Below are 18,970 nucleotides of genomic sequence, written 5' to 3' on the forward strand. Positions count from 1 at the left end.
AATGTTTACATAATTTGTTGAATGTAAGAGTATAACAACCGTGAGGGAGGGATTGTTGAAAATTAGCATGTTTCCTCTTGATGGTAGGCCGCAAAAGTGTTTGATATTTTCTTCGTTATCTGCCCTATTTTTTAACATATGGTAAATATTGCCCGGTTTCTAATCGCTATTTTCGGTATGTGCATTAAATCTTTAAATCCGTGGCGCTTGTTGTTGATATTCAGGAGTTAGAATCAATTTGTTTTAATGTGTGATCTCCCTTTTTCCCTCTCATGCAGGGGGGGCGTATTTTTGTGAATTTTACCCATCCAATGTTTTTTGAGTTGGGACAAATGCGAAAAAGGAGGTCCGAAGAAAAAAAGAACTGGTCCAATTTGAGTCCCGGCAGGAGAGGAAAAGAGACTTTTCTTATTGTTGGGTCGGTAAAAAGTAGGTGGTTTGTTCAGAGCGTTTAACATTTTTGAGGCTCTTTGTCTTTTTATATGATTTTCTTACTCCCGATCAACAGCCATAAATACAGAGAAATAATGTCGTTTAACCGTAAGCTGCTATAAGAGTAGAGGTAAGGTTGGGGAAGATGTATAGTTAGCTAAACAGAAATTGACACTTATTAGTAAACCAAAAATCTATATTGGAATGAAAAAAACCGTTTTTATTTCTTTACTGTTTTTTTGTGCAACAGCTGCAAGTGCAGATAATTATGTTGACCAGAGAAATAGTGGTTCAAAGAATCCGATTGATGATGTAACAGCTTCATCATCTGCGTTTTTACAAAACAATCTTAAAAAAACAATTCCCCTTTATCATTCTGAATTTTCTGATGAAGCAGATTGGAAACTTATTAAAGTACTGGAGGGAGTCGAATTTTATCAAAAGAGAATTAAATGTAAAAAATCTGAGAATATTATTCTTAGGATATTGAATAAGTCGGAAAAGCAGACTTCTTGTGAGGTGCGTTTTACTCCTGTGTTGCCTGTAGTTCCCGAATTCCATGAAGTTCATGATATTAAGGCAGGAGGTGAACTTGAAGGTTTCTGCTCTGCGAAATATCTAACATTCCCAGGGCTGGGCAAAGGAGAGTTTAAATTAGAATTTTCTGTATCTGTAAACTAAGAACCTGATAATTTTCTAAAGAAATATCGTATGAAAAAAATATATACAAGTACTTTGTTGTTTCTTTTTATTAGCCTGCTTTCTTTTGGTCAGATAAATACCGAAGGATCAGAATTCTGGATTGATTATCATACCAATTTAGGAGTAGGCAGTTTAAAACTATTTATTGCTTCGCCTGAAGGGGCAAAAGTAGAGATATCGAATAGTCATGCAGCATACAGCAATCAGTTAAATATAGAAGCAGGCGCACTACAGGAAGTGGTTCTTCCGGCAGCAGCGTATTTACAAGTTAATGGTGTTAGCTCCAATGCATTTCACATTGTATCCGATAGAAGAATTGCCGTTTATGGAGTGAATTATAGATCATCTACAACAGATGCATATGTTGCCTTACCTAAGGAAAGCTGGGGTACGGAATATCGGGTTGCTGCGAATAGTAACAGAGAACATCAAATTTCTGTAATTGCCGGAGAAGATAATACCGACGTGGTTGTTACTGACGCTGCTGGAAATACTTTGTGGGGAGCAACCCTAATGGAAGGACAGGTTTATTATTACGCGACAATGACTAGCCTTGCAGGAGCATTGGTTAGTTCCAATAATCCTGTAGCTCTTTTTGCTGGAGCCAATTGTGCTAACTTGCCCGGTTCATCTGCTTGCGATCACCTTGTTGAGCAATTACCGCCAACGCAGTCTTTTGGTCAGAACTTCATCGTTTTACCAAGTGGCGAAACTAACTTGGGAAGTGGCAATGCCGATTTTGTTCAAATTATTGCCAATGAAGATAATACTGTTGTAACATCATTGACTGATGGTGAATTTGTTCTGAATGCCGGAGATGAACGTTATTATCAATACAAAGCGGCAGAGCAGATTGTTGCCAACAAGCCGGTACTGGTGGTTCAATACGGACGTGGCACGTATAATGGTAATGGCTCATACGGAGATCCAATGATGATGGTAATACCTCCTCAGGACCAGTTTTTAAAAGGTTACATTGTTGGGGCTCCCCAAGGATTTGAATATCATTTTCTTAACATTGTAGCTTCTGAATACAATTATACAGGAATAACACTTGACGGAGTTACAATACCTGAATCAGAGTTCAGTGAAGTTGGTGAAAGTGGTTACTATGGTACCCGTATTCAAGTGTCAGAGGGAAATCATACATTAAAAAGCAGTATGCCTTTTGGGGTGTTCTCATATGGAATCAATCCTTACAACTCATATGGTTATGCAGGCGGTATGTCATTGGCTCCGGTTGCCAGTGTTGATCAGGTGGGTATTTCTCCCGCAGGACAAACTGTTGATGTAAAGGGAGATGGAAATGTTACTGCAACTGTTCTTGACTCAGATGGAGTCCCGATGGAAGGGATTCTGGTTAACTTTTATGTTTCCGGAATTGGAGAACTTCAGGGAGGCACTTATACGGATGCTTCAGGAAAAGCAGTATATACTTATACCAGGACCGATGGCGGCGTTGATCATATCTATGCAAAAGTTCTTAATATTTCCAGTTCTACGGTTACTGTAAATTGGTATGAAGCGCCTCGTGTGCCGGTTGCAGTTACCAATGATATTACAGCTGTGGATTCAATTGGAGCGACATTTAATGGAACTGTTACCGATGTCGGTCACCAGGATGCAACTCAGCATGGCTTCTGCTGGGGAGAGAACGAAGATCCGGATTTTGACAGTGAATTTTCAAGTTTAGGAGCTCCAGCTGAAGGCGTTAATTTTAGCCGGACCGTTACCGGCTTATCGGCTGTAACCCAATACTATGTAAGGGCTTATGCAATAAATGATCTGGATACAGTATTTGGCGAACAGAAAGTATTTGTAACAGCAATGATTGATCAAAAGGCATCAGCTGCTTCCAATATTAGCTGTAACAGTTTTACCGCAAACTGGGAAAAAAACAGCTCTGCGACCGGATATAAACTGGATATTTCTGAATTTGCCGATTTTCGCACTTATTTAGTAGGCTACGAAAATAAATTGATTTCTTCTAATGATATTGTTTCAGAGGATGTATCAGAACTTGCGAATGGGAAAACCTATTATTACCGTGTACAGGGAATTAATTCAGAATACGACTTGAACTCTGAATATTCAACAATTTTTTCGGTAACTATTGAAGATAAAACGCCGCCCGAAGTAATTTGCAAGGATACAGTTCTATTTCTTAATGAGTCGGGAACGACAGGTATTGATCCATCTTTTGTAGATAACGGCTCTTCTGATAATTGTTCGATTGCAACAATGACCCTGGATATAACAGAGTTCAATTGTTCCAACATTGGGGAAAACACGGTAACACTTACAGTAACAGATCCAAGTGGTAACGTTGCCAGCAACACAGCTATAGTTACTATTGTGGATAGTACTGAAATAACTATTGAAGGTCCTTCTGATATTACTGTTCAGAACGATCCGGGCCAATGTGGAGCCGTAGTAACATTTGAATCACCAATTGTTATTGACAATTGTACGGAGGCTACTTTTAAACTTACTGAAGGACTTGCCAGCGGTTCAGTTTTCCCCGTGGGAACCACCCAGGTTAAGTTTACAATCAGTTCCATGATTACAGATGCAATCCCTACAATTAATTTAGCATCTACTGCAACAGGAACACCAATGGATGTAGCATACAATCCTGAAAAAGATTTATACTACTCGGTAACAGGGGGATACCCTGGTGTCCCAATTGAGACATTCAACAATGAAGGAACACTCCTTTTGAAAACAAACAATTCTAATCATGACTGGAGAGGGCTTTGGTGGAATCCAAATACAAATAAACTGGAGGGTAATGCATACAATAGTGTAGGTATAAAAAACCAGCAACTCGATTCCGATGGATATGCAACAAGTGAGGGAAGCATCGTACTTCCGGGACTTCAGCCCGATTATCAGTCACAAGGAGCATACAACTATGAGGATGATCAGATTATATATTATTCCAATGGAAACATATACCGGGTTGACCGCACAACGAACACATACCTTTCTCAACTAACTATAACCGGCTTACCGGTTCCTGTTTCTTTTTTGAATCAATATAGAATTGGATACAGTGGAATAAACAAGGCTGAAATCATGGTTTATGATTATCAGAACAAACAAATTCACTTTTTAAACAAGGCCGATGGTAGCTATACTTCTTCATGCCAGTTGCCTGCTGAAGCTCCGGCTACTTCTTCTATGTGGAACGTAGGTTTTGCCAACAATCAAATCTTCATTAAAAATTCAAATACCTGGTATGGATACCGCTATTACACACAGAGTGTAGACACTTCTTATAGCTTTAGCGTTACTGTTCAGGACACAGAACAGCCGGTTGTAAACACTCAAAATGTAAGCATTTATTTGGATGAAGACGGTTTAGCAAACATCTCAGCATCTGATGTTGATAACAGTTCAACTGATAATTGTAGCATTGCTTCAATGAGTCTGGATATAACTGGTTTTGATTGCAACGATGTGGGAGCTAACCCGGTTACTTTAACTGTAACAGACGAAAACGGGAACTGGTCAACCGGTAGCTCCAATGTTACCGTCCTGGACACGATTAAGCCAACGGTTATCTGCAAAGACCTTACATTGAACGTAGGAGAAACAGGAATCGCCATCATCGATTCTTCGTTTCTGGATAATGGATCTTACGATGTTTGTGGAATTGCAGGCATGAGTTTAAGCAAGACTAAATTTATTGGCGAAGATACAGGGGCTAACCTTGTTGCATTAAGCGTAACAGATGTGAACGGAAATGTTGCATCGTGCATTTCAACAGTAACGGTGATGGATACAGTAGCCCCGGAAGTTTGGTGCCAGGACATCGGTATTGTTATGAATGAAGACGGAACAGCCCGGATTTATCCCGGTTTTGTTTTGGACAGTGTATTCGATGCAGGCGGTATTGCTTCTTACAACCTGGACAAATCTAAATTTGATTGCAGCAATGTAGGCACGAATGTGGTGGAGTTGATCGCGACCGATTTTGGCGGAAATATAGCCAGATGCAGTGCGAATGTGGAAGTCTATGACAATTTTGCCCCGGTAGTTTTATGCAACGACCTGGAGGTATACTTAAACGAAGACGGAATTGCCGAAGTTGGAGTTTCGATGCTGGAAGAAAGTTCCGACGAAGCATGCGGAATCGCAGAGAAAGAAATTTCACAAAGTATTTTTACTGATGCCGACCTTGGCGACAATACCGTGAACTTGTATGTTATCGATGTGAACGGAAACGTTGGGAGCTGCGAATCGAAAGTGACGGTTCACGACACGATTGCACCGGTAGTTGCGTGTAATCCAATCAGCATTTGGCTGTCGGCAGGGAAGTCGTATCAACTGACAGAGGAGGATGTGGCAGCTTTGGCAGCAGGTAGCTTCGATAATGCCACCGCCTTTGAAAACCTGATTATTGAAGTTGTTCCCGGTATTTTCGAATGCGAAAACATCGGCGATTCAGTGCCGGTAACAGTCAGTGTTACTGATAAAGCAGGTAATGAAAGCAGCTGCGAAACCAAAGTGTTTGTTTCTTACTCGGCCAACAAAAATCTGGAAGATATTCGCGTGGATTTACCCGCCGGAGTTTGTGAAACAACAGTAGACTATCCCGCAATTTTTACAGGCGAGTCATGTGCAACACTCACGCTGCTTGATGGCTTGGGGGCCGATGGTGTATTCCCAGTCGGAACAACGGTAGAAACCTGGGAAGTTGCATTGGAAGGTGTAAAAGATACCGTTTCATTCTCGGTGACGGTGAACAGCGCAAATGCGTTGCCGACCCTCGATCCTGTGGCCGATGTTACCGCATCTGAAGACGAGCACGCTGTGATCAGCCTGACCGGCATTTCAGACGGAGGTGATTGTATCGCGCAGGAACTAAGCATTAGTGCTGTCGTTGATAATACAGATCTTATCGAAAACACGACAGTGGTTTATACTTCAAACGAATCAAGCGCTGAGTTGGAGCTATCCCTGGCAACAAACCAAACCGGGGTAGCGCAGGTGGTTGTTCGCGTAACCGATGAGGAAGGAGCCTTTGTGACAGATACGTTTATGGTGTTTGTTCAAGCCGGTAACCATGCTCCGGTATTGATTAACCCGGTTGCTGACCAGGAAGTGGAAGAAGGCGCTGTATTGAACCTGGCGCTGAGTAAAGTGCCCGGCGAAGTTTTCACCGACCCGGACGGAGATGAACTGGTATGGTCGTTTACGGTAGAAAACGATACTGTTCCGGCCTGGATGGAAGTAACGGAAACTACCGGTGAATTTGTTTTTGATTTCACTCCGCAAACGGCCGATACGGGTTGTTACAACATCATTGTTGCAGTTGAGGACCCGAAAGGTGCCACCGCCACAGATACTTTTGAACTGTGTGTTTTGAGAACGATAACCGGAATCGGCGACATAGATGAAGGATTGTTTGCCATCACGATGTATCCGAATCCAACCACAGGCAAAGTATATGTCGGGAATGATTCGCAAAGCAATGAAAACATTGCAATCATTGTTTTCAGCGCATCGGGCAGCGAAGTTCTTCGCAAAGAGTTCCGTGCGAGCGATCGTATTCAATTTGACCTGTCTGACCAGGTTGCAGGCTTCTATCTTGTAAGCATTAAACAGGGAGAGCGGCAGGTTGTTAAAAAGTTGATACTCGACCGAAAATAACGGGTTAAGCCACTACGGAAAAGCCGTCTCAGTTCTGTCTGGGACGGCTTTTTTGTATGATAATACTTTGCGGTGCACGAACTCGCTGTTCAGGTTTATGGAGGAGTGGATGTTGTAAAATGGCTTTAGAGTTGCCAGCAAAATCCGGTCTTGAACAGGAGTAAAATCAAACGCTTCAGGAAGTGAAGGGAAATTAGAATTTCCCCGTTAGCGGAGGGGGCGTTTGGCCCCGGGCTGAAATATACCGGACCTTTAGGCCACTTCCAGTCATCAGCTCATTATACCTAAATTTTTTAGTGAACGTTAGAAAAGGCACAGAAGAAGTGCAAAAGAGGCAGAGCATTCACTATTCGTTTTTGCGTTTTGTTCCGCAAAGCCGAATGTTCTTTGCGTGAACTTTTGCTTTTGGAGTAAGCTTATTTCTGAAAAAAGTGATAGCCTCACGGGAATGAGACTATCACGGTGTCAGGGGTGAGGACGCCAAACGTAGATGTTGTAATTCGCTCATAAACAGGCTCGCCGCAGCCATGTAATTCGCCGGAAAATATTTTTGCTGGCTTCCTGCAGCGCTGCGGCAAGCAAAAAAAAGTTGTGGATTGCCCGCCGCAGCTTTGCAACACGTCAGAAATTTTTGTGGCTTCGTTCCTGCAGCTTTGCAACATGCCGGAAATTTTCGTGGCTCGCATGTCGCAGCGCTGCAACACGCAAAAAAATGTTGTAGCTTGCTTGTCGCAGTAGTGCAACATGCAAGAAATTTTAGTGATTCCCTTCCTGCAGCCGTGCGGCAAGCAATCCGGGAGCCGGGAAAGCTTGCTGCACGGTTGTTTCGGGCAAACATAGGTTGGTGCTCGTTTGGTGTAATAGACGTATATCCTGATGACTTCTTCTGTCTCATGCAAAAGGAAAGTAAAAACTCAAACGTTTACCGGTTTGCCCGAAATTTCTTACTGATTCATTTCAAGTATCAGAGCTTTAAGCTGTTCAATCTCCTGCTTTAAGCGATCGATTTCGGCTTGGTGTTGTTCCTTTATTGCTGTGATTTCGGCCTGTTGTTCCTGGATGGCTTTGGTTAATACCGGTACAATCCCGCTGTAATTAACCGATTTAAGTGCATCTTCGGTATTCGCAGTCCGTACCACTTCCGGTAAAATCTCTTCCACTTCCTGGGCAATAAATCCAATTTCGGTAGTTCCGTAGTCGGTACTGGTCAGCGACGGCTTTTTACGATAAGTTACCGGGCGCAGTGCCTTAACCAGTTCCATTGCTGCCGTAAAATCGGTGATATCGGTTTTCAGGCGTCTGTCTGAATTGGTTGTCAGGTTTCCGGCAATAGTCATTTCACCATTTTTTAGAAGTGTTAGGGCATCGCTTCGGGTCGTATTATTGCCATTTCCTATCACAAAAAGGCGGTCGGTTACTTTGAAATAAGCCTGTCCCGCACCAACAGTGGCATAAACCCCTAGAACGGTCTCACCATACGATTGAGCTGTATTATAATTGCCCCCGGCAAAACTACTTGGACCACTTGCCATATTTCCTTTGCCTCCGGCGATCATGGAATGACTGCCACTGGCGGTGTTTAACTCTCCTCCAGCAACCGTAGAATAACTGTTACTGGCTGTGTTTGTGTGTCCTCCTCCAATTGTTGATGAAGGTTTACTTGCTGTGTTTGAAATGCCTCCACTAACTGTAGCATACCAGTCGCTCGCCGTATTTCCATAACCACCACTAATCGTGGAATTATAAGCACTTGCATCATTGCGATAACCTCCTCCAACGGTTGCAGAAGAGTATGTTGCATTATTCCCGTAGCCTCCGCTGACGGTGCTGTACGTTGCAGTTGCTTTGTTGAAATAACCACCAGCGACGGCAGAATATTGTCCACTTGCTGTATTTCGGATTCCTCCGCCAATTGAAGAATAATCTGCACTGGCAACTTCAGTCTCAAAAGTTCTTTCCTGCTGCAAGTCGACAGCTTTTGCTCCACGATTGTTTCCTCCGTATCGGTTACCATTCGGTTGGGCTGCAATAATGGCACCTGTTCCTTTTGGTTGTAAAACGATATCAACATTGGCTTGAGTGCTCTTTGGGGTGAATATTACACCATATTTTGTATCGAAAGTGTATGCGCTTTCTGTCCAGTTGGTAAGCCCCCCCACGAGTGTCCAGCTTGTGCCTCCGGAGCCATTCGCAGCCAGAACTTTGCCTGCATCGCTTATTGTTTGGGCCGGTAATTCAATTTCGTTGGTAGCGCTGATATCACCGTCTTCGGAAGCCAGCTGAAAACCACTAACATCCGGAATAGCTGAACGTATCTGGGTAGCTGTGTCTTTAATGGCCTGTGTGTTGATGGCAATACCGCTGATATTCTGATCGCCGGTATTTACCCCCGACAAGTTTGTCAAATTACTGATATCCGTTGCGTCAATATTCGCGGCCTGACTGTTGCTGAAAACAGGATCGCTTTCGCTGCTTAGAAAACCACTAACATCCGGAATAGCTGAACGTATCTGGGCAGCAGTGTCTTTAATGGCCTGTGTGTTGATGGCAATGCCGCTGATATTCTGATCGCCGGTATTTACCCCCGACAAGTTTGCCAAATTACTGATATCCGTTGCGTCAATATTCGCGGCCTGACTGATGCTGAAAACAGGATCGGCTTCGCTGCTTAGAAAACCACTAACATCCGGAATAGCTGCGCGTGTTTGGGATGCAGTGTCTTTAATGGCCTGCAAATTAGTTAGAGATGTTAAGGTGTTTGTGCTGATTAACCCTCGCAGTAAAGTACTATCAGCCTTTGCTTTTGACTGGAGTGTATTGTCTGCTGAAATCCGGCTGACTGTTTCTGCATCGATGGCACCCTGGAAATAAGTACTATCGCTTTGGGTTTTTGCTGCCGATGTTGCATCGGCTGCGATTCTGGCAGCTTCTTCTGTATCTACATCAGCAATTCGGTTGTTAACTTCCTGATCGATTAGGTTCTTCAGTAGTGTACTGTCGGCTTTTGCTTTTGTTTGGAGGGCGTTATTGGCTGCAATCCGGCTGGCTGCTTCCGCATCGATGGCACCCTGGAAATAGGTACTATCGCTTTGGGTTTTTGTTGCCAATGTTGCATCGGCTGTAATTCTTGCCGCTTCTTCGGTATTTACATCCGCAATCCGGTCGGTAATTTCATGATCGATTAAGTTCTTCATTAGTGTGCTGTCAGCCTTTGCTTTTGCTTGGAGGGCATTATTGGCTGCAATCCGGTTGGCTGCTTCCGCATCAATTGCATTCTGAAAATAGGTACTGTCACCTTTTGATTTTCCTGCCAGTGCTGCATCGGCTGCGATCCTGGCAGTTTCTTCACTATCTACATCCGCAATTCGGTCTGCAATTTCCTGTTCGATTAAGTTTTTCAGCAAAGTACTATCAGCCTTTGCTTTTGACTGCAGTGTATTGTCTGCTGAAATCCGGCTGGCTGTTTCTGCATCGATGGCACCCTGGAAATAGGTACTATCGCTTTGGGTTTTTGCTGCAAGTGCTGCGTCGGCTGCGATTCTGGCAGCTTCTTCTGTATCTACATCCGCAATGCGGTTATTAACTTCCTGTTCAATTAAGGTTTTGAGGTAAGTACTATCAGCCTTTGCTTTTGACTGCAGTGTATTGTCTGCTGCGATCCGGCTGGCTGCTTCTGCATCGATGGCATCCTGAAAATAGGTACTGTCGCTTTGGGTTTTTGCTATCAGTGTTGCATCAGCTGCGACTCTGGCAGTTTCTTCGGTATCTATATCCGCAGTGCGATCGGCAATTTCCTGTTCGATTAAGTTTTTCAGCAAAGTACTATCAGCCTTTGTTTTTGTTTGGAGTGTATTGTCTGTAGAAATCCGGCTGGCTTTTTCTGCATCGATTGCATTCTGAAAATAAGTACTGTCGTTTTTAGCTTTTGCTGCCATTACTGCATCGGCTGCAATTCGTGCTGCTTCTTCGGTATCTATATCCGCAGTGCGATCGGCAATTTCTTGGTCGATTAAGTTCTTCAGTAGTGTACTATCGGCTTTTGTTTTTGATTGGAGGGCATTGTCCGCTGCAATTCGGCTGGCTGCTTCTGCATCAAATACATCCTGAAAATAGGTACTGTCGTTTTGGATTTTTGCAGCCATTACTGCATCAGCCGCGACTCTTGCTGCTTCTTCTGTATCTCCATCAGCTGTGCGGTCGGTAATTTCCTGATTGATTAGGTTCTTCAGTAGTGTACTGTCAGCTTTTGCTTTTGCTTGGAGTGTATTGTCTGTTGCAATCCGGCTGGCTGTTTCTGCATCGATGGCATCCTGAAAATAGGTACTGTCGCTTTGGGTTTTTGTCGCCAGTGCTGCATCGGCTGCGATTCGTGCCGCTTCTTCGGTATTTACATCTGCAATGCGATCGGTAATTTCCTTTTCTATCAGGTTTTTGAGTAAAGTACTATCGGCCTTTGTTTTTGTTTGGAGAGTATTGTCTGCAGAAATCCGGCTGGCAGCTTCTGCATCAATTGCATCCTGGAAATAGGTACTGTCGTTTTTGGTTTTTGTTGCCAGTGCTGCATCAGCTGCGACTCTTGCTGCTTCTTCTGTATCTACATCCGCAATTCGGTCTGCAATTTCCTGTTCGATTAAGTTTTTCAGCAAAGTACTATCGGCCTTTGCTTTAGTTTGGAGAGTATTGTCTGCAGAAATCCGGCTGGCTGCTTCTGCATCGATGGCACCCTGAAAATAGGTACTATCGCTTTTGGTTTTTGCTGCAAGTGCTGCGTCGGCTGCAATTCTTGCCGCTTCTTCGGTATCTACATCAGCAGTGCGATCGGTAATTTCCTGGTCGATAAAGTTCTTCAGTAAAGTGCTGTCAGCCTTTGCTTTTGTTTGGAGTGTATTGTCTGCTGAAATCCGGCTGGCTTTTTCCGCATCAATTGCATTCTGAAAATAGGTACTATCGCTTTGGGTTTTTGTCGCCAGTGCTGCGTCGGCTGTAATTCTTGCAGCCTCTTCGGTATCTACATCAGCTGTGCGGTCGGCAATCTCCTGATCGATTAAGTTCTTCAGTAAAGTACTGTCGGCCTTTGCTTTTGTTTGGAGTGTATTGTCTGCTGAAATCCGGCTGACTACTTCCGCATCAATTGCATTCTGAAAATAGGTACTGTCACCTTTTGATTTTCCCGCCAGTGCTGCATCGGCGGCGATTCTGGCAGTCTCTTCGGTATCTACATCAGCTGTGCGGTCGGCAATCTCCTGATCGATTAAGTTCTTCAGTAAAGTACTGTCGGCCTTTGCTTTTGTTTGGAGTGTATTGTCTGTTGCAATCCGGCTGGCTGCTTCTGCATCAATTGTATTCTGGAAATAGGTACTGTCGTTTTTGGTTTTTGCTGCAAGTGCTGCGTCGGCTGCAATTCGTGCAGCCTCTTCGGTATCTACATCAGCAGTGCGATCGGTAATTTCCTGGTCGATTAAGTTCTTCAATAGTGTACTATCGGCTTTTGTTTTTGATTGGAGGGCATTGTCCGCTGCAATTCGGCTGGCTGCTTCCGCATCAATTGCATTCTGAAAATAGGTACTGTCGCTTTGGGTTTTTGCTGTCAGTGCTGCATCAGCTGCAATTCTTGCAGCTTCTTCTGTATCTACATCTGCTGTACGGTCGGTAATCTCCTGATCGATTAAGTTCTTCAGTAAAGTACTGTCGGCCTTTGTTTTTGTTAGGAGTGCATTGTTTGCTGTAAGGCGGTTGGCAGCCTCAGCATCAATTGCATTCTGAAAATAGGTGCTATCGCTTTGGACTTTTGTTGCCAGTGCAGCGTCAGCTGCGATTCTGGCAGCTTCTTCGGTATTTACATCTGCTGTACGGTTGGCAATCTCCTGATCGATTAAGTTCTTCAGTAAAGTGCTATCGGACTTTGCTTTTGTTAGGAGTGCATTGTTTGCTGCAATCCGGCTGGCTGTTTCTGCATCGATGGCATCTTGAAAATAGGTACTGTCGCTTTGGGTTTTTACTGTCAGTGCTGCATCAGCTGCGACTCTTGCTGCTTCTTCTGTATTTACATCTGCAATCCGGTTGTTAACTTCCTGTTCGATTAAGGTTTTGAGGTAAGTACTATCGGCGGTCGCTTTTAGTCGGAGGACATTTATTAATGCAGTGTGCGCTTCAATGGCATTGGCCTGAGCCGAACTGATGGTCTTGGGTTTATTCTTTAAATCGTAATAGTAGCCGCTAAAGTCGTCGCTTGCATCGGTGTCAAGATTGGCCGGAACATCGGTGAGATGAATAAAACTGATGCCCGTCCAGAAAGGTTTTGCGCCGTCACTGCTTAGAAACTTCCCCGAGTTGCCGCTTTGTGCCGGCAGTTCGATTTCGTTGAAAGGATCGGCATCGGCATCATCGGCGCCTCCTTCCACAACACGCTGCGCCAAGTGGGCAAAAGGTACACTCAGTAAAGGACTGGTTCCTAAAAATTCGCCGTTCACCATCAGCGACAAATTATAGGGGCCATTCATCCAGCGAATGGTCTTAAAAGTCTCCGGGTCTTTTGAGCCAATCTCGAGGTTTATCAACCCGAACGTATTGGTTTGCACATTCCAGTCTTCGGTATAAACAGGGGTGCTGTTTTCGCCTTCCAGAACGGAGATGGTGATGGCTACGTCCTGGTTGGCAAGAATGCTGCCTGAGGCGTTGCGAATGACCGCCTGGTAATTAAATGCGCCAGGGGTTTGGGCAGCACCACTCAGGGTAAAAAGAAGTGCAATAATGAGGCTTGTTAAATTTTTCATGAGTATCTGATTGTTTTTATCTGGTGACAATTTTTAAGGCGTTGTGTAATTTTTCCGATGTTTCCGGGCTCGTCCTCTTATCAACTGAAAACCTGTAATTGACTTCTCTGCCTATCTCTTTATGATTTTAAAGGTTTTCAAAGTGGTAGCTCCCCGGTGTACTTTCAGAATATAAACCGCCGGACCCAGGTTTTGAAATGAGATTTTGGTGTTTAAGGCATCTAGTTTTCTGCGGATAATCAGGCTTCCAAAACTGTTGTAAAGTTCATACGATGTTTCGGCCGGCAACATTTCGCTCAGAACCAGGTTCAAGTTGTCACGAACAGGGTTGGGATAGGCTTCAATCTTAACAGCCAGTTTCTCCAATTCGTCGATGGCTGTTACCAGCAAATTTGTTTGATGAAATCCCTGCGTTATTTTCAAATCCGGTTTTTCAAGCGTGGTGATGATTGTTTCGCCCAAAGTGTAGGAAACCGTAATGTTTTTTCCCTGCAGATAAGCTCCGGAGGCGGCGGTTACAGATTGAATCTGGGCGGATGAATAAAGTGCAATAACGGAGATGCTAAAAGCGAGTAGCACGCGTTTTACTGCCGGTAGTTTGTTTCTCATTGATCTTGGTTTTGTAATCAGGAATATCCCCGTTAGGGCGGGGAACTTGTCGTCTCTCTAACGGGGTTAAAAGTAAAATCATGTTGAAATTGGTGCAATAAACAAGGTGTCTCAATAAGCACAATCTTGTCCCAATAAATGCAAAGAGATCGATTTCTGGGGGTTGGGGGCTTCAAAATGAATTGGAATTGTTCAATAGGGAAATAACCGCACAAAAAGCTGTTTGTATTAAAAAAACAGGAAATCGTGCTTTTTAGTTGATGGATAAACGGAGTCATTTTAATATTTTCGCGCTCTAAATAAACCTGACATCCATGAACCTGTCTGTGCTCATCCTTTTCATCGTCTTTATTATCTTTTTTGCCTTTGCTCTTATTCTATTTTATGTGGCTCAGTCGATGAATAAAAAAGGACTTTCCTATTTGTACATTGCATTTTTTCTAAAAGCGATCCATGTTCTTCCTCCGGTGTTGGCCAGCTTCGATCTGAACATAAACTACTCGGTTTACATTAACACGGCCATTAAGGTAAGTTTATTGCCACTTTATTACCTCTACCTGGTAAAGCTTGGGCAGCAAAACAAAAACATTCGTCTCAGCGAGTTGTGGCATTTTGCACCGATGGCAATTGAGTTAATTCTTGGCTTCGCCATTGCTCCGAATCATGCACATGAAGTAATTGACAGGATTAATTTCAACGACAACAGTTACATGAAATTAAGCATAGAGAACAACTTTTACTTTAACGTGCTTTCGATTAGCGGAAAGTCGTTTGCATTGGTACAATGTATCGTTTATTCGTACCTGATTTATTACAATTTATACCGGAAATATCGCTTTAAACTGAAGCAGCAAATCACCAACATCGGTTCGAATAACCTGCACTGGATAAAAGTTGCTGCTTTTTTGTTTATGGGCGAATGCCTGCTGGTTGGGCTCCATTTGTTTGGAATTTATGTAAATCAATACTTGTACGCCTTAACCTACATGTATTTGTTGTTTTTCGGGTTCTACTTCTTTATTCATTCCATATTGCAGCCCGATCTTTCGTTTATTGATGACGACACTGAAGCGAAAAATGCACCGGAGCGGGAGCCTATGAACGAGACGGACTGCCCGGACGGAAACAGTGAAGCATTGGAGAAGTTTATTCATCAGTTTGTACAGCAGAAACTTTACCTGCAACCTGAATTAACCCTGGCCGGTGTGGCCGAAGCTTTTAATATTCCCCGCTATAAAATTACGGAGTTGATTAAAATGTCGGAGTATACAAACTTTTATGATTTGGTAAATCAGCACCGTGTTGAACACAGTATTCGTTTGCTGGAGACGCTGCCAGCCAATCATTCGCTGGACTCAGTTGGCATAGCATCCGGATTTAAATCGCGGTCTTCGTTCTACCGGGTATTTAAAAACCAGGTGGGAAAAACACCCAGTTCTTATATTTCTGCTCCGGGCAGTTATTTGAAAAACTGAGAAATGAAGAGTATTTTCTTCAATACTTGCTCAATTAAATGACGATTGAAATCCTTGTCTGATGTTCACACTTAACAACAGCGGATATCATTTCTCTGAAGCCATCAGCTCCTTTAGTTTTGTGATCTGCTCCTGGTTGGCAAGCACAAAAAGCTGGTCGTTTCGCGACAGGATCATGTTGGGATCGGGATTGAAAACATAACGCGCCCCGCTGATCTTGATCCCGACAATATTGGCCCCTGTTTTTTCTCGTACTTTTAATTCGCCGATCGATTTCCCGACAAACTGTTGCGCTAGGTTGCGGCATGATATTTCCTCCAAAGCCACATCCCGGGTTTTTTGAAGCAGGATGTATTCGATAAATTCCACCACATCGGGCTGGTGAACCAATTTTGCCATGCGCTGTCCGCCAATACGCTCGGGCATAATAACGTTGGTGGCACCGGCACGTTTTAGTTTCATCTGACTTTCAATTTCCGAAGCACGGCTAATCACCGTTAATCCCGGATTCATGCTTCGGGCGGTAAGCACTACAAATACATTGTCGGCATCGTTGGGAGTGGTGGCAATCAGCGCCCGCGCGTTGTGAACACCCGCTTGTTCCAAAACATCCTCGTGCGTGGCATCGCCTTTTATGTAAAGTAACTCCGGATTTTCGCGTATGCGCGAAATCACATTGTCGCGCTTGTCGAGAATAACAAACTCAACTCCGTTTTCAGAAAGTTCCATGGCCGCCTGTTCGCCGTTTCTCCCGTAACCCACAATGATTACATGATCTTTCAGTTTTGCAATTTTTTTGTCCACCCTGTACGTTTTTATGTAATTAGCCAATTCTCCGTCAAAAATAAAGCGGGCAAGGTTGGAGCCCACGTAAGCCAAACTTCCCAAACTCAGAATAATAAGTATGATGGTAAACACCTTCCCCATCTCGGTTGGCTCGTGCCCCACGTATCTGAAGCCCACCGTGGAGATGGTAATAACGGTCATAAAGATACTGTCGAGCAGGCTCAGCCCTTCGATAAAATAGTAACCAATGGTGCCAAATGCCAGGATAGAGGCCAGCAGCCCGATCCCGATTTTGATGGTGCGGTTTGATAATACCTGGAACTTGTTGTATTGATGCGTTGTAGATCCCATTTAGAATGATTATTCGCGCTCTGAAACCAGCTTAACTCCTACCTGGCAATTTAAACATTTTTTTGCTTCGCAGTATTGGCTTTTTAACTGAAGTAAGGCTTGCGACTCAAAGGCTGATCGCGCGTTAATCCCAAGTTGGGCCCATTTGGCTACAATGGAATTGGCTTCGGCCGGTAATTGTTCCAGGAACTCCAGTGCCCGGTTTTTCAGGTGGTTTTTGTTTTGCTTTTCACCGTAAACAAACAGAAAGGGGATAACCACATTGATGATGAGAACCTGAATCGATGTTTCGCCTAATTCTTTTGCCTGCTTGCTTTTGGATGGTTTGTTGAAATTGTAATGTGTATCCCAGTATTCGGAAGCTCTTACCCTGAAAAGCGAGTACAGTTCCGAAAGACTTTCGAGTTCGATAATGTTTGAAAACAAGGCTTCTGACTGGAGAAAAAGCGCCGCCAGTTGCGAAATCCGTACCGGAGGAAAGTTGACCGGGCGCAAGCGAAGAAATTTCCAGAGATGGCTTTCGATAGCTCTTAACTTATATTTTTTGTACAGAAACGAGTATTCTTCCCGCAGTCTCAGGTAGTACTCATCGCCCAGCAATTGATGGTTCAATAATCCTGAATTGCCAAAAAGAAGGGCTTCCAGTTGGAACAGGTTGTTTTTATGTTTGGCAAGCAGCGAAGCTGGCAGCGACCGGGCCAGCAATTCAAAGGGAACCGCATTTACTTTGAATCCGAAAGAGCGGGCCAGCACCTGGTAAAAAGTTTCGTTCCAGTCGTTGTGGTTTTGTTCGAGCCGCGCAAGGATCGCCTCTGTTTTGCTTTCGAGGCGCCCTATCATCAGGCGGTTAAAACCCAGTTGAAGCAGGATCGGATCAATGCGGTGAAAACGGTTTTCGCAGGCAATCCATGTTTTGGCATCCAGCAGGTTTTTATAGTTATTTCGTAGGTAGTCAGGATACGTCAGAATCAGCGTTGGAATGGTTTCGCCATTGGTTCGTGCAATTTCAGTATCAAAAGTTTCCACAACGTGCAGCACCACATTGTCGTACGCTTTATCGTTTTGATGAAGGTGTTTGTTCCAGTCCGAAGCTTTTACGTGTATTTCAATATTTCCGGCCCAAACCGTATCACCGAGTTTTATGCGGGCATTGAAAAAATCAGGCCCCGAGTCGGTGTTCTTTCTGCCCGGGTGTATTATTTCGATGGGTTCTCCGGCGCTGGTTTTCAAATCACCGGAATCAAAAAGACGGTTTTCCCAAACGTACTGTAAAAATTCTTCAGGCATGCAGGACGGGGTATTCATTTCATTCTATTTTCTTTAAAAGTAAGGAAAATTGAATAAAGTAGCATTGCCTTTATTTTTGCTTTAACTATTGATAGGGTGCTAGATCAGTTGTCCGTAATATCTTCTTCGCGATATTCGTGTGTTCTTTGGCAGAACGTTTTTTACTGGATTTAGATTGAATGGATTGATGAGATTGAACCAATCTGCATCAATCTGTCATCAATCCTGTCAGGCTTGTCCAGGTTCGGGGATAAAGTGCCGAATTGTCGTTTGATTTTCTTTTTCGAAAGGATGGACCAGCTACTCCTGCATTTTCTGAAAAATATCCCAAAGCACAATTCCGGCACTCACCGAAATATTGAAGGAATGCTTGGTTCCGTATTGCGGAATTTCAATGCTGCCGTTGCAAAGGTTTACCACCGATTGTTTTACTCCCTTTACTTCGTTGCCAAAAACAAGCGCGATCTTTTCATTCTCACCGGGCCGGAAATCGGGCAGCATAATGCTGTTCTCCACCTGTTCGATGGCGTAAACTGTAAAGCCGTCTTCTTTTAAGTTTTTTACCACGTCTTCGGTATGTTCATGGTATTCCCACGCAACCGACCGTTCGGCGTCTAGCGCCGTTTTGCGGATTTCGTTGTTGGGTGGTGTGGCGGTGATTCCGCAGAGATAGATTTTACGAACCAGCAAAGCATCCGACGTACGAAATACAGAGCCAATATTGTGACAACTCCTGATGTTGTCGAGTACCACAACCATTGGCGATTTTTCTGATTCCTGATATTCTTCCACCGTCAGCCTGTTAAGCTCGCTGTTTCTTAGTTTTCGCATTATTTGTAAGCTGTGAGCCTCGAGCCATGAGCTTCGAGTATGTTTCTAAAAGATAAATTCTTTTTT

The 18,970-nt window shown here is 43.8% G+C and carries 9 protein-coding genes; 3 read left to right on the forward strand and 6 right to left on the reverse strand.

All coding sequences use genetic code 11. The features are described from left to right. The first annotated feature begins 636 nt into the window (after window positions 1-636). Both INQ51_RS14565 and INQ51_RS14570 read left to right on the forward strand, forming a co-directional pair. A complete protein-coding gene (locus INQ51_RS14565; protein ID WP_233378702.1) occupies window positions 637-1,113 on the forward strand; it encodes a hypothetical protein in 477 nt (158 codons plus the stop codon). Window positions 1,114-1,143: 30 nt separating this feature from the next. Continuing rightward, window positions 1,144-6,792, forward strand: coding sequence for an HYR domain-containing protein (locus INQ51_RS14570; protein WP_233378703.1), 5,649 nt, complete (start codon window positions 1,144-1,146; stop codon window positions 6,790-6,792). A 440-nt stretch (window positions 6,793-7,232) separates the two neighbouring features. Here INQ51_RS14570 and INQ51_RS14575 read toward each other — a convergent pair whose 3' ends face one another. From INQ51_RS14575 to INQ51_RS14585, 3 genes are all read right to left on the reverse strand, one after another. Further along, complete coding sequence (locus INQ51_RS14575) at window positions 7,233-7,538, reverse strand: hypothetical protein (RefSeq protein WP_233378704.1); 306 nt, start codon at window positions 7,536-7,538, stop codon at window positions 7,233-7,235. A gap of 198 nt (window positions 7,539-7,736) precedes the next feature. Continuing rightward, window positions 7,737-13,565: a tail fiber domain-containing protein gene (locus tag INQ51_RS14580; protein WP_233378705.1), complete on the reverse strand. Its 5,829-nt coding sequence runs from the start codon at window positions 13,563-13,565 to the stop codon at window positions 7,737-7,739. Between the two features lie 111 nt (window positions 13,566-13,676). Then, entirely contained in the window at window positions 13,677-14,174 is a 498-nt protein-coding gene (locus INQ51_RS14585) for a T9SS type A sorting domain-containing protein (RefSeq protein ID WP_233378706.1), read from the reverse strand. Between the two features lie 314 nt (window positions 14,175-14,488). Between INQ51_RS14585 and INQ51_RS14590 the strand changes: the two genes are divergently transcribed. After that, window positions 14,489-15,649, forward strand: a complete 1,161-nt coding sequence (locus tag INQ51_RS14590) for an AraC family transcriptional regulator (protein ID WP_233378707.1) — start codon at window positions 14,489-14,491, stop codon at window positions 15,647-15,649. Between the two features lie 87 nt (window positions 15,650-15,736). Here INQ51_RS14590 and INQ51_RS14595 read toward each other — a convergent pair whose 3' ends face one another. The 3 genes from INQ51_RS14595 to INQ51_RS14605 all read right to left on the reverse strand — a co-directional run bounded on the left by INQ51_RS14595 (window position 15,737) and on the right by INQ51_RS14605 (window position 18,904). After that, on the reverse strand, window positions 15,737-16,786 hold the full coding sequence (locus INQ51_RS14595; protein ID WP_233378708.1) for a potassium channel family protein: 1,050 nt from the start codon (window positions 16,784-16,786) through the stop codon (window positions 15,737-15,739). A gap of 9 nt (window positions 16,787-16,795) precedes the next feature. After that, window positions 16,796-18,091: a DUF2851 family protein gene (locus INQ51_RS14600; protein ID WP_233378709.1), complete on the reverse strand. Its 1,296-nt coding sequence runs from the start codon at window positions 18,089-18,091 to the stop codon at window positions 16,796-16,798. A 282-nt stretch (window positions 18,092-18,373) separates the two neighbouring features. After that, entirely contained in the window at window positions 18,374-18,904 is a 531-nt protein-coding gene (locus INQ51_RS14605; RefSeq protein WP_233378710.1) for an RNA methyltransferase, read from the reverse strand. Window positions 18,905-18,970: the final 66 nt, after the last annotated feature.

It is taken from the genome of Maribellus sp. CM-23 (assembly GCF_021354595.1).
Lineage (GTDB): Bacteria > Bacteroidota > Bacteroidia > Bacteroidales > Prolixibacteraceae > Draconibacterium.